8 protein-coding genes, 1 pseudogene and 1 riboswitch are annotated in these 12,514 nt (G+C 71.3%); of the genes and pseudogenes, 7 read left to right on the top strand and 2 right to left on the bottom strand.

Going from position 1 to position 12,514, the window contains the following annotated elements; genetic code table 11:
* Window positions 1-230, top strand: a pseudogene (locus R6V09_RS31790) (diaminopimelate decarboxylase); the annotation flags it as partial.
* A 21-nt stretch (window positions 231-251) separates the two neighbouring features.
* On the opposite strand, the gene R6V09_RS31785 reads toward R6V09_RS31790, so the two are convergent.
* Window positions 252-2,069 carry an APC family permease gene (locus R6V09_RS31785; protein WP_317884910.1) on the bottom strand — a complete coding sequence of 606 codons (1,818 nt, stop codon included), beginning with the start codon at window positions 2,067-2,069 and terminating at the stop codon, window positions 252-254.
* Between the two features lie 188 nt (window positions 2,070-2,257).
* On the opposite strand from R6V09_RS31785, the gene R6V09_RS31780 reads away from it, so the two are divergent.
* The 6 genes from R6V09_RS31780 (at window position 2,258) to R6V09_RS31755 (ending at window position 11,569) form a co-directional block, all read left to right on the top strand.
* Window positions 2,258-4,063, top strand: coding sequence for a methylmalonyl-CoA mutase subunit beta (locus R6V09_RS31780; RefSeq protein ID WP_317884909.1), 1,806 nt, complete (start codon window positions 2,258-2,260; stop codon window positions 4,061-4,063).
* The gene (scpA, locus tag R6V09_RS31775; RefSeq protein ID WP_442810192.1) at window positions 4,063-6,249 is read left to right on the top strand and encodes a methylmalonyl-CoA mutase; all 2,187 of its coding nucleotides are present in this window, start codon (window positions 4,063-4,065) and stop codon (window positions 6,247-6,249) included. Before R6V09_RS31780 ends, scpA begins: the two co-directional genes overlap by 1 nt.
* Window positions 6,246-7,229: a methylmalonyl Co-A mutase-associated GTPase MeaB gene (gene meaB / locus R6V09_RS31770; protein WP_317884908.1), complete on the top strand. Its 984-nt coding sequence runs from the start codon at window positions 6,246-6,248 to the stop codon at window positions 7,227-7,229. Before scpA ends, meaB begins: the two co-directional genes overlap by 4 nt.
* A gap of 95 nt (window positions 7,230-7,324) precedes the next feature.
* A riboswitch (cobalamin riboswitch) is annotated at window positions 7,325-7,549 on the top strand.
* A gap of 138 nt (window positions 7,550-7,687) precedes the next feature.
* Complete coding sequence (gene metE, locus R6V09_RS31765; RefSeq protein ID WP_317884907.1) at window positions 7,688-10,006, top strand: 5-methyltetrahydropteroyltriglutamate--homocysteine S-methyltransferase; 2,319 nt, start codon at window positions 7,688-7,690, stop codon at window positions 10,004-10,006.
* 104 nt (window positions 10,007-10,110) lie between these two features.
* Window positions 10,111-10,689 (top strand): histidine phosphatase family protein, encoded by a 579-nt coding sequence (locus tag R6V09_RS31760; protein ID WP_317884906.1) that lies wholly within the window; start codon window positions 10,111-10,113, stop codon window positions 10,687-10,689.
* 145 nt (window positions 10,690-10,834) lie between these two features.
* Complete coding sequence (locus R6V09_RS31755) at window positions 10,835-11,569, top strand: polysaccharide deacetylase family protein (RefSeq protein ID WP_317884911.1); 735 nt, start codon at window positions 10,835-10,837, stop codon at window positions 11,567-11,569.
* Between the two features lie 20 nt (window positions 11,570-11,589).
* Here the strand turns inward: R6V09_RS31755 and R6V09_RS31750 are convergent.
* Window positions 11,590-12,514, bottom strand: a 925-nt coding sequence (locus R6V09_RS31750) for a cytochrome P450 (RefSeq protein ID WP_317884905.1), incomplete at its 5' end; no start/stop codon positions are given.

Genomic DNA, 12,514 nt, shown 5'->3' with positions numbered 1-12,514 from the left:
GGCACTGCGAGGCGGGCGACGTCCTCGCGGACGAGGTGGCGCTGCCCGGCGACGTACGCCCCGGCGACCTCCTCGCCGTACCGGCGGCCGGCGCCTATCACCTGTCCATGGCGTCCGGTTACAACCTGGTCGGCCGGCCGCCGGTCGTCGCGGTGGCCGACGGCATCGCACGCGTCCTGGTCCGCCGCGAGTCGCTGGAGGACATGAACCGCCGGGACGTCGGGCTGTAGTCACTCACCGGTCGATCACCGTCAAAGGCTCAACCTGTACGGCACCACGCACACGACGACATCAGTACGGGCCCGCAGCGCCGCCGCCAGCAACAGCCCGCGCTGGTTCTGCAGGATCTGGTAGCGGCGGTGGCGGGGCTCCACTTCCGGGATGAGCACGACGATCTGCCGGCCGCTCTCCGCCGCCCGCCGTACATAGTCGACGATCGGCTGCACCAGCGAGCGCTGCGGACTGTCGATGACGTCCAGTGGCACGCCCGGCTCCCAACGGTCCCAACTCTCCCGCAGCGCGCGGGCGTTGGCGGGGTCTCCGTGCACGGCGACCGCGACGACCTCGTGGCCGAGGGCGCGAGCCGCGGTCAGCGCGCGCTGGGTGACCCTGCTGACCTGGCCCACCGGCACGATGACGAGCGAGTCGGTGACCCGGCGCAGCGGCGGCGGCACCTCGCCGAGCCCGACCTCCCGGGCAACCTCCGTGTAATAGCGCTGGATCCGGGCGAACAGCAGCATCAGCAGCGGGATGGCTACGACCACCACCCAGGCCCCTTCGGTGAACTTGCTCGCCAGCAGCACGACTCCGGCCACGCAGGTCAGCAGCGCGCCGACGCCGTTGAGCAGCGCGCGGCGGAGCCAGCCCGGCGGACGCTCCCGCGCCCAGTGCCGTACGAGCCCGATCTGACTGATCGTGAAGCCGACGAACACACCGATCGCGAAGAGCGGGAGCATACGGTGCGTGTCGGCGTCCACGGCGGTCAGGAGGAGCGCCGCGAGGAGGGCGAGGGCCACAACTCCCCAGCGGTAGACCGGGCGTTCGGTGCGCAGCCCGAACAGGTGCGGCAGCCGGTGGTCCTTGGCGAGCAGGCTCATCAGGACGGGCAGCCCGCCGAAGCTGGTGTTCGCGGCGAGGGCGAGCGCGAGGGTGACGATCAGGTTCGTGGCGTAGTACGGCCAACCCGTGCCGTAGGCGCCCGCGGTGAGCTGCGCGAGGACGGTCACGCCGCCGCGCGGGGCCACGTGGTCGCGCCGGATCAGCACCGCGAGCCCGATCAGCATCAGGCCGAGCAGTGCGCCCAGCATCAGTTCGGTGCGCTGGGCCCGCCGTACGCGTGGTGTGCGGAAGGCGGGGACGCCGTTGGCGATGGCCTCCACCCCGGTCAGCGCGGAGCAGCCGGAGGAGAAGGCCTTGAGGAGCAGCAGGATGCCCAACGCCTCGGTGGTGTGGGCGGGTTGGGCGGTGCCGACGACCGCCGCGGGATGGGAGCGGGCCAGGCCGAGGACGACGATGCCGAGGATGCCGACGACGAACAGCGCGGTGGGCAGCATCAGTACGCGTGCGCTCTCGGCGACGCCCCGCAGGTTGACGGCGGTGAGCAGCGCGAGCCCGACGAGACAGAGCTCCAGCAGATGCGAACCGAGGGAGGGGAAGGCGGAGGCGAGGCTCGCCGCGCCGGCCGCCAGGCTGACCGCCACCGTCAGCACGTAGTCCACGACGAGACTGGCCGCCGCGAGGTAACTCGTCCGGGGCCCCAGGTCCTTCTTCGCCACCGCGTAGGCGCCCCCGCCGTCCGGGTGAACCGCGATGACCTGCCCGTACGACACGACGAGCACCGCCAGCAGCCCGGCGATGACGAGTGTGACCGGCAGGGTGGCGTTCAGCGCGCTCGTGCCGGCGGTGATCAGTACGAGCACGATCGCCTCGGGCCCGTAGGCCACCGAGCTGAGCGCGTCGAGGGAGAGCGCGGCCAGGCCTTCGAGGCTGGTGAGGTGGCTGCGGTCGCCCTCCCCCGGCCGCAGCGGAACTCTGGGCCGCAGTTCGCGGCGGGCCAGACCGAACGCCATGGGTGACCTCGCGATACAGGGAGTGGGTTCCGATCGGGGCCAGTGTGACCGGCGCCCGCCGCACGGGACGCGAAGGACGCGCCCACGTCTCCCGAGACTCCACCGCAGTGGTCTAGACCGCCAGGGGAGGCCAAGGTCACAGCCGCGTCCTCTGCTGCTCACCTGCACGTTTGCCCTAGCATCCGAGCATGACGGTCCTGCCTGACGACGGGCTCTCGCTGGCCGCCGAGTTCCCTGACGCGACCCATGAGCAGTGGCAACGCCTGGTGGAAGGCGTACTGCGCAAGTCGGGCAAGGAAGCCTCGGGTACGGCAGCGGAAGACGCCCTGTCCACCCCCCTGGAGGACGGGCTCCGTGCCCGTCCCCTGTACACCGCGGACGACTCCGCGCCCGCGCCCGGTCTCCCCGGTTTCGCCCCCTTCGTACGGGGCGGCCGAGCCGAGGGCAACACCCTCGGCGGCTGGGACGTACGGCAGCGGCACACGACCGCCGACAACTCCGCGGTCCTCGGCGACCTGGAGAACGGCGTCACCTCGCTGTGGCTGACCGTGGGCGAGCAGGGCATCCCGGTCGCGTCCCTCGGCCAGGTCCTCGACGGCGTCTATCTCGACCTGGCGCCCGTCGTCCTCGACCCGGGCCCCGAAGTCGCTTCCGCCGCGGCCGAGTTGCTACGGCTGTACGAGGAGCGGGGCATCGCGCGTGAGGCCGCCCGGGGCAACCTGGGCGCCGACCCGCTGGGCTTCGCGGCCCGCACCGGGGACGAGGCCTTCGACTTCGCACCGGTCGCCGCACTCGCCCGGCGGTGCGCCGAGGAGTACCCGGGGCTGCGCGCGCTGACCGTGGACGCGCTGCCGTACCACGAGGCCGGCGGCTCGGCGGCGCAGGAGTTGGGCGCCTCGCTGGCCACCGGTGTCGCCTATCTGCGCGAACTGACCGAGGCGGGGCTCACCGTCGAACAGGCCGTAGGCCAGCTGGAGTTCAGGTACGCGGCGACCGCCGACCAGTTCCTCACGATCGCCAAGTTGCGCGCGGCGCGCAGGCTCTGGGCCCGAGTGGCCGAGGTCTGCGGGGCTCCTGGCGGGCAGGTGCAGCACGCGGTGACCTCGCCGGTGATGATGTCCCGCCGTGACCCGTGGGTGAACATGCTGCGCACGACGGTCGCGACGCTGGCCGCCGGGGTGGGCGGCGCCGAGTCCGTCACCGTGCTGCCCTTCGACCACGCGCTGGGCCTGCCGGACGCGTTCGCGCGCCGGATCGCCCGCAACACCTCGACGATCCTGGTCGAGGAGTCGCATCTGTCCCGGGTGATCGACCCGGCGGGCGGCTCCTGGTACGTGGAGCGCCTCACGGACGAACTCGCCCACGCGGGCTGGGAGTTCTTCCAGCACATCGAGCAACAGGGCGGCCAGGCAGCCGCGTTGCGCTCCGGCCGCCTCCGCGAGGACCTCGCCACCACCTGGGCGGCGCGCAGCTTGAAGCTCGCCAAGCGCCGCGAACCCATCACCGGCGTAAGCGAGTTCCCGAACCTCGCCGAACGCCTCCCGGAACGCGCCCCTACCCCCGTCGCCCCGTCCGGCGGCCTGCCGCGCGTGCGCCGCGACGAGGCCTACGAGGAACTGCGCGCCCGCTCCGACGCCCACCTCGCGGCGACCGGCTCCCGTCCGCGCATCTTCCTGGCCGCCCTCGGCCCGGCCGCCGCGCACACCGCGCGCCTCACCTTCGCCTCGAACCTGTTCCAGGCGGGCGGCATCGAGCCCGTCACCGGGGGCGAGTTCGCGGACAGCGGTGCCACCGAGGCCTGTCTGTGCTCCAGCGACGCCCTGTACGAGGAGCAAGCGGCTTCGGTCGCCGGGGAGTTGAGGTCGGCCGGTGCCGGGCACGTGTTCCTCGCGGGCCGTCCCGGGCAGTACCCCGGTGTCGACGCCTACGTCTTCGCGGGCTGTGACGCCGTAGCCGTACTGTCCGCCACCCTCGACCGCATGGGAGTGTCCTGATGGCAGCGATGGGGCGCATCCCCGACTTCTCCGGGATCGAGCTGGGGGCCCCGGCCGCCGAAGCCGGTGCCGACGAATGGCGCGACGCCGTCAAGAAGGCGGCGGGCGGCGACGACCTCCTCTGGGAGACCCCGGAGGGCATCGCGGTCAAACCGCTGTACACCGGGCAGGACCTGGAGGGCCTGGACTTCCTGGCCACCTACCCCGGCATCGCGCCGTATCTGCGCGGCCCGTACCCGACGATGTACGTCAACCAGCCCTGGACGATCCGCCAGTACGCGGGCTTCTCCACGGCCGAGGAGTCCAACGCCTTCTACCGGCGCAACCTGGCGGCCGGTCAGAAGGGCCTGTCGGTCGCCTTCGACCTGCCCACGCACCGGGGTTACGACAGCGACCACCCTCGCGTCACCGGTGACGTCGGCATGGCGGGCGTGGCGATCGACTCGATCTACGACATGCGGCAGCTCTTCGACGGCATCCCCCTCGACAAGATGACCGTGTCGATGACGATGAACGGCGCCGTACTGCCCGTACTCGCCCTCTACATCGTGGCGGCGGAGGAACAGGGCGTACCGCCCGAGAAGTTGGCCGGGACCATCCAGAACGACATCCTCAAGGAGTTCATGGTCCGCAACACCTACATCTATCCGCCGAAGCCGTCGATGCGGATCATCTCCGACATCTTCGCCTACACCTCTCAGCGGATGCCCCGCTACAACTCGATCTCCATCTCCGGGTACCACATCCAAGAGGCGGGCGCGACGGCCGACTTGGAGCTGGCGTACACCCTCGCGGACGGGGTGGAGTACATCCGGGCGGGCCGGGCCGCGGGGATGGACGTGGACGCGTTCGCGCCCCGGCTCTCCTTCTTCTGGGCGATCGGCATGAACTTCTTCATGGAGATCGCGAAGCTGCGGGCGGCCCGCCTGCTGTGGGCCAAGCTGGTGAAACAGTTCGACCCGCAGAACGCCAAGTCCCTCTCCCTGCGCACCCATTCACAGACCTCGGGCTGGTCGCTGACCGCGCAGGACGTCTTCAACAACGTCACGCGGACGTGCGTCGAGGCGATGGCCGCGACGCAGGGCCACACCCAGTCGCTGCACACCAACGCCCTGGACGAGGCCCTCGCACTGCCCACCGACTTCTCGGCGCGCATCGCCCGCAACACCCAACTCCTCATCCAGCAGGAGTCCGGCACCACCCGGGTCATCGACCCGTGGGGCGGCAGCGCGTACATCGAGAAGCTCACCTACGACCTCGCACGCCGCGCCTGGCAGCACATCGAGGAGGTCGAGGCCGCAGGGGGTATGGCCAAGGCCATCGACGCGGGCATCCCCAAGCTGCGCATCGAGGAGGCCGCGGCCCGCACCCAGGCCCGCATCGACTCCGGGCGCCAGCCGGTCATCGGCGTCAACAAGTACCGCGTGGAGACCGACGAGCAGATCGACGTCCTCAAGGTCGACAACTCCTCGGTACGCACCCAACAGATCGAGAAACTACGGCGGTTGCGCGCCGAGCGCGACGAACAGGCCACTCAGGACTCGCTGGACGCGCTGACCCGCGCAGCGGGTGGTGAGGGCAACCTGCTGGAGCTGGCGGTGAACGCGGCCCGCGCGAAGGCCACGGTCGGCGAGATCTCCGACGCGCTGGAGAAGGTGTACGGGCGGCACGCGAGCCAGATCCGTACGATCTCCGGTGTGTACCGCACCGAAGCCGGCGAGTCCCCGTCCGTCGAGCGCACCCGCACCCTGGTGGCCGAGTTCGAGGAGGCCGAGGGCCGCCGCCCGCGCATCCTGGTCGCCAAGATGGGCCAGGACGGCCACGACCGCGGCCAGAAGGTCATCGCCACCGCCTTCGCCGACCTCGGCTTCGACGTCGACGTCGGCCCCCTCTTCCAGACCCCCGGCGAGGTGGCCCGCCAGGCCGTCGAGGCAGACGTGCACGTCGTCGGGGTCTCCTCGCTGGCGGCAGGGCACCTCACGCTCGTACCGGCGCTGAAGGAGTCCCTCGCCGAGGAGGGCCGCGAGGACATCATGATCGTGGTCGGCGGAGTCATCCCGCCGCAGGACGTACCGACGCTCCTGGAGATGGGCGCGGCGGCCGTGTTCCCGCCCGGGACGGTGATCCCGGACGCGGCCTACGACCTGGTCGAGCGGCTGGCCACCGACCTCGGGCACACCTCGTGATCGATGTCGACACCTATGTGAAGGGCGTACTCGACGGCAAGCGGGCACTGGTGGCCCGCGCCATCACGCTCGTCGAGTCGACGAAACCCCAACACCGGGCCATGGCCCAGGAGTTGCTGACCGAACTGCTGCCGCACAGTGGAAAGGCGCGGCGGATCGGCGTCAGCGGTGTCCCGGGCGTGGGCAAGTCGACGTTCATCGACGCGTTCGGCACACTGCTGACCTCGCTCGGCTTCCGGGTCGCGGTGCTCGCCGTCGACCCGTCCTCCACCCGGACCGGCGGCTCGATCCTCGGCGACAAGACCCGCATGGAACGCCTGGCCGTGGACCCGGCGGCCTTTGTCCGCCCCTCTCCCACCGCCGGCACTCTCGGCGGCGTCGCGAAGGCGACCCGGGAGTCGATCGTGGTCATGGAGGCGGCGGGCTACGACGTCGTACTCGTCGAGACGGTCGGCGTGGGCCAGTCCGAGACCGCCGTGGCCAACATGGTCGACTCCTTCCTGTTGTTGACCCTGGCCCGCACGGGCGACCAGCTACAGGGCATCAAGAAGGGCGTCCTGGAGCTGGCGGACGTCATCGCCGTCAACAAGGCGGACGGCCCGCACGAGCGGGACGCGCGGGGCGCGGCAAGGGAGTTGGCGGGCGCACTGCGCCTGATGCATCCCGCCGACGCCGCCTGGACCCCGCCGGTCCTGAGCTGCAGCGCCCGGGAGAACACCGGCCTGGACACAGTCTGGGAACGCCTGGAACAACACCGCTCACTCCTGGACTCCACGGGCCGCCTGGCCGCCAAACGCCGTGAGCAGCAGGTGGATTGGACGTGGACGATGGTCCGCGACGAGTTGCTTGGGCGGCTGCACTCGGATCCGACGGTACGTGCGCTGGCGCCGGTCCTCGAACGCCAGGTACGTGAGGGCGAGTTGACAGCAACGCTGGCGGCAGAGGAAATCCTCCGAGCCTTTAAAACCGGGCCCAGCTAGCTACCCCAGGGGCGCGGGGCTGTATCGATATGCGGCTCCGCCGCGGGGCGCGACCAGCCCCCACCGGCCGAAAGCCAAAACTCGACCTACCCGCTACGCTGACCCACGCAGCTGGTTCGCCCCGTCAGCCAGACGGACGCGTCGCAAGAGGGAACCCGGTGAAATTCCGGGACTGCCCCGCAGCGGTGAGCAGGAACGACCGCCGTCATACGCACTGGGTCCGACAACAGGACCTGGGAAGCGACGGCCAGTAGGTGTCCTCCGGTCGAACGGAGGCCGTGCCCGCGAGTCCGAAGACCTGCCAACTGCCCGCACGCGAAGCATTCGTGCGCGGAATCCCGGTGACCTCGTGGGCGGGTCGGCGTACATACCGGCAGGTACGAACTCCGGTCTGACGTTCCTTCGCGCTCTCGTCCCGTCCCGGGATCTCAGGGAGTCATCTCGCGAAGGAGAGTTCCGTGACAGCGAAGTCCGCAGCCGCGGCAGCACGGGCCACCGTGTACGGCTACCCCCGTCAGGGCCAGGGCCGGGAACTGAAGAAGGCCGTCGAGGGCTACTGGAAGGGCCGCGTCGACGCCGACGCCCTCCGGGCCACCGCGGCCGAACTGCGCCGCGCCAACTGGCGGCAACTGGCCGAGGCCGGCATCCACGAAGTGCCGACCGGCGACTTCTCGTACTACGACCATGTCCTGGACACCAGTGTCATGGTCGGCGCGATCCCCGCCCGCCACCGCGCCGCCGTCGAACTCGACGCGCTGGACGGGTACTTCGCGATGGCGCGCGGCACGCAGGACGTGGCGCCGCTGGAGATGACGAAGTGGTTCGACACCAACTACCACTATCTGGTGCCCGAGTTGGGCCCGGACACCGCGTTCACCACCGACTCCACCAAGCAGGTCGCGGAGTTGAAGGAGGCCCTCGCCCTGGGCCTCACCGCCCGGCCGGTGCTCGTCGGCCCGGTCACCTATCTGCTGCTCGCCAAGCCCGCGCCCGGAGTTGCCGCGGACTTCGATCCGCTGACGCTGCTGGACCGGCTGCTGCCGGTGTACGCCGAGGTCCTCGCCGATCTGCGGGCGGCGGGCGCGGAGTGGGCGCAGCTCGACGAGCCCGCGCTCGTCCAGGACCGGACCCCGGCCGAGCTGAACGCCGCCGAGCGCGCCTACCGTGACCTCGGCGCGCTCACGGACCGGCCGAAGTTGCTGGTCGCCTCGTACTTCGACCGGCTCGGCGACGCGCTGCCGGTGCTGGCGAAGGCTCCGGTGGAGGGGCTGGCGCTCGACTTCACCGAGGCCGCCGCCGCCAACCTGGACGCCCTGGCCGCGGTGGGCGGGCTGCCCGGCAAGCGGCTGATCGCCGGGGTGGTCGACGGCCGCAACATCTGGGTCAACGATCTCACCAAGTCCCTTGCCACACTGGGCACGTTGCTCGGTCTTGCCGACCGGGTCGACGTGGCCGCCTCCTGCTCGCTGCTGCACGTCCCGCTCGATGCCGCCGCCGAACGGGACATCGAACCGCAGATCCTGCGCTGGCTCGCGTTCGCGAGGCAGAAGACGCGCGAGATCGTCACCCTCGCCGAGGGCCTGGCCCGGGGCACCGGCACGATCTCCGCCCAACTGGCCGCGAACCGGGCCGACCTGGCCTCCCGCGCGGGCTCCCCGATCACCCGGGACCCCGCCGTACGGGCCCGTACCGCCGCCGTCACAGAGGCCGACGCCCGGCGCTCGCAGCCGTACGGCGAGCGGACCACCGCCCAGCGGGCGCGTCTCGGTCTGCCGCTGCTGCCGGCCACCACGATCGGCTCGTTCCCGCAGACCGCCGAACTGCGCACCGCCCGCGCGGACTTGAGGGCGAACCGGATCGGCACGGCCGGGTACGAGGAGCGCATCAGGGCGGAGATCGGCGAGGTGATCTCCTTCCAGGAGAAGACCGGCCTCGACGTCCTGGTGCACGGCGAGCCCGAACGCAACGACATGGTCCAGTACTTCGCCGAGCAGCTGACGGGCTACCTCGCCACGCAGCACGGCTGGGTCCAGTCCTACGGCACCCGTTACGTCCGGCCACCGATCCTGGCCGGCGACATCTCCCGCCCCGAGCCGATGACGGTCCGCTGGACGACGTACGCCCAGTCCCTCACCTCACGGCCGGTCAAGGGCATGCTCACCGGGCCCGTCACCATGCTCGCCTGGTCCTTCGTCCGCGACGACCAGCCGCTCGGCGACACCGCCCGGCAGGTCGCCCTCGCCCTGCGCGACGAGGTCAACGACCTTGAGGCGGCGGGGACTTCGGTCATCCAGGTCGACGAACCGGCGCTGCGCGAGACGCTTCCGCTGCGCGCGGCGGACCGGGAGGCGTATCTCGGCTGGGCGACGGAGGCGTTCCGCCTCACCACTGCCGGTGTCCGGCCGGACACTCAGATCCACACCCACATGTGCTACGCCGAGTTCGGCGACATCGTGCAGGCCATCGACGATCTCGACGCGGACGTCATCAGCCTGGAGGCCGCCCGCTCGCACATGCAGGTGGCCCGTGAGCTGGCCGGGCACGGTTATCCGCGTGAGGCGGGACCCGGCGTGTACGACATCCACTCGCCGCGCGTCCCGAGCCCGGACGAGGCCGCGGCCTTGCTGCGCAAGGGACTTGAGGCCATTCCGCCGGAGCGGCTGTGGGTCAATCCGGACTGCGGTCTGAAGACCCGCGGCTGGCCCGAGACCCGCGCGTCGCTGGAGAACCTGGTCGCCGCGGCCCGTACGGTCCGTGAGGAACTGGCCGGTTCCTGACCCGAAGGTGGGGGCGGCCGGGGGAACATCCTCCCGGCCGCCCCCACCCTGCGGCACAGGGGGACGATGTCCGTACAGCCCGACCGGAGAACTGGAGCGACCGAGTGACCAGCCGCATCACCCTGATCTCACCGGCGTTGAACCGGTCCCTGCGGGAGGCCCGGTTCGACGACGGCAGCCCGCTCGACCCGAGCGGCAGGGCCCGCGCCGAGTCCGCCGCCGGTTCGCTCGGGGCGGCCGACCGGGTGCTGGTCTCCCCCACCGTGCGCTGCCGGGAGACGGCGTCCGCGCTCGGCCTCGCGGCCGTGCCGGAGCCGGAGTTGGCGGGTCTCGACATGGGCCGCTGGCGGGGCCTGACGCTCGACGAGGTGCTGGCGCGGGAGCCGGACGCGGTGTTGTCCTGGCTGTCGGACCCGGACGCGGTGCCCCACGGCGGCGAGTCGGTGCGGGCGCTGTGCGAGCGGGCGGCCGGGTGGCTGGAGGCCGCGGCGACGTTCGAGGGCAGGACCCTCGCGGTCGTGGAACAGGAGCTCGTCCGAGCCCTGGCTGTCGCGATCCTCGGCGCGCCCGGGCCGGCCTTCTGGCGGCTCGACGTGCCCCCGCTGACCGCGACCGACCTCAGCGGACAGTCCGGGAGATGGAACCTGCGCCTCGGGCGGGAGCTGGGGGCCGAGACCCGCTGACGCGGGGACGGGGTCGCCCTCCCTGAGCATCCTCGATCAACTATACACACCGTATATACTCGGTATGTATAGTCTGGACATGCCATCTCTGAGGTCTCTGCAGAAGAAGAGGAAAAGAACCCGGGCCGGGTTGCGTGCCGTCGGCATGTTTGTGGCGGTCGCCTCGCTGGCCCTTGCGTCGAGCGGGTGCACCAAGCTCGACACGACCGCGCCCGCCGCCGCCCGGGCACATGCCGTGTCGGCGACCGCGCAGGCCCGTTTCGGGACGGTCGACTGCCGTGAGGCGAAGTGCATCGCGCTGACCTTCGACGCCGGGCCGAGCGAGAACTCGGCGCGGCTGCTCGACATCCTGAAGGAGAAGCAGGTCCCGGCGACCTTCTTCCTGCTCGGCAAGGGGCACATCGCGAAGTACCCGGAGCTGGTCAAGCGCATGGCCGCCGAGGGGCACGAGGTGGCCAGCCACACCTGGGACCACAAGATCCTGACCCGGATAACGCCCGCGCAGATACGCGGCGAACTGGAACGCACGGACGACGCGATAGAGCGGATCACCGGCAAGAAGCCGACGCTGATGCGTCCGCCGCAGGGCCGCACCGACGACACCGTGCACAAGATCTGCCGTCAGCTGGGCCTCTCGGAGGTGCTGTGGAGCGTGACCGCCAAGGACTACGCGACCACCGACTCCGCCCTCATCACCAAGCGCGTCCTCGCCCAGGCCACCCGGGACGGGATCATCCTGCTGCACGACCTGTACCAGGGCACCGTGCCCGCCGTCCCCGGCATCATCGACGCGCTGAAGGAGCGCGGGTACGTGTTCGTGACCGTGCCGCAGCTGCTGGCGCCCGGGAAGGCGGAGCCGGGGAAGGTGTACCGGCCCTGAGCCACCCGGGCCCGCTCTCTTCACCAGGTCAGGTGCAGGGCGTAGGGGGAGCGGTGGATCATCGTGGGCCGCATGGTGACCGGACGGTCCGCCGCGAGCCGCAGACCGGGCAGGCGTCGGGTCAACTCCTCCAGCGTGAGGCGGAGTTGCTCCCGGGCGAGTTGGGAGCCCGGGCAGCCGTGCACGCCGAGGCCGAAGGCGAGGTGGCGGGCGGCCGGGGTGCGGGTGATGTCGAAGGTGTCGGCGCGCGGGTGGCGCCGCTCGTCCCGGTTGGCCGCGCCGAAGGCGACGAACAGCGTTGCCCCGGCGGGGAGTTCGGTGCCGGCGAGGACGACCGGCCGGGTGGTGATCCTGCGGAAGCCCTGCAGTGCGGTGTCGTAGCGGGCCGCCTCCTCGATCGCCGCGGGGATGCGATCGGGTTCGGCGCACAGCAGCTCCCACTGGCGCGGGTGGCGCAGCAGATGCAGGACGGTCGTACCGATGAGCGCGGTGGTGGTGAGGTGTCCGGCGATCAGCAAGTTCTGCAAGTCGGCGACGAGTTGGTGCCGGTGCTCCAGAGTCAGCGGCCCCTCGGCGACGGAGGCGATCAGCTCCGAACAGAGGTCCTCGCGGGGTTGGTCGTACCGCTCCCGCACGGCCCGGTCGAGGGTGTGCTGCATCGCGACGACGTCCTGGGCCGCGGCGACCTGCTCGTCCTCCTCCAGGGGACGGAACAGCAGCTCCTCGGCGCGGTGGCCGCCGTGGACGACTCCAGGTATGTCGTCGGGGTCGAGGCCGACGATTCTCCCGATCACCTCGCCGGGGAGCCGGCGGGCGTACGCCGACATCAGCTCGACGTGCCCGTCCTTGGCGAACGTGTCCACGAGAGCGGCGGCGCGCTCGGCGGCGTAGGGCAGGACGGCCGTGACGCGCGCCGGGGAGAGGCCGCGGACGATGGGTGCGCGC

Source organism: Streptomyces sp. W16, from assembly GCF_033194735.1.
Classification (GTDB): Bacteria; Actinomycetota; Actinomycetes; order Streptomycetales; family Streptomycetaceae; genus Streptomyces.
Note: the sequence above shows the minus strand (reverse complement) of the source record. Positions and strands in the feature narration are given on the sequence as shown.

Coding starts and splice junctions, on each gene's coding strand:
- R6V09_RS31785 (WP_317884910.1), bottom strand. CDS start 2,069: ATGGCGTTCGGTCTGGCCCGCCGCGAACTGCGGCCCAGAGTTCCGCTG.
- R6V09_RS31780 (WP_317884909.1), top strand. CDS start 2,258: ATGACGGTCCTGCCTGACGACGGGCTCTCGCTGGCCGCCGAGTTCCCT.
- scpA (WP_442810192.1), top strand. CDS start 4,063: ATGGCAGCGATGGGGCGCATCCCCGACTTCTCCGGGATCGAGCTGGGG.
- R6V09_RS31755 (WP_317884911.1), top strand. CDS start 10,835: ATGTTTGTGGCGGTCGCCTCGCTGGCCCTTGCGTCGAGCGGGTGCACC.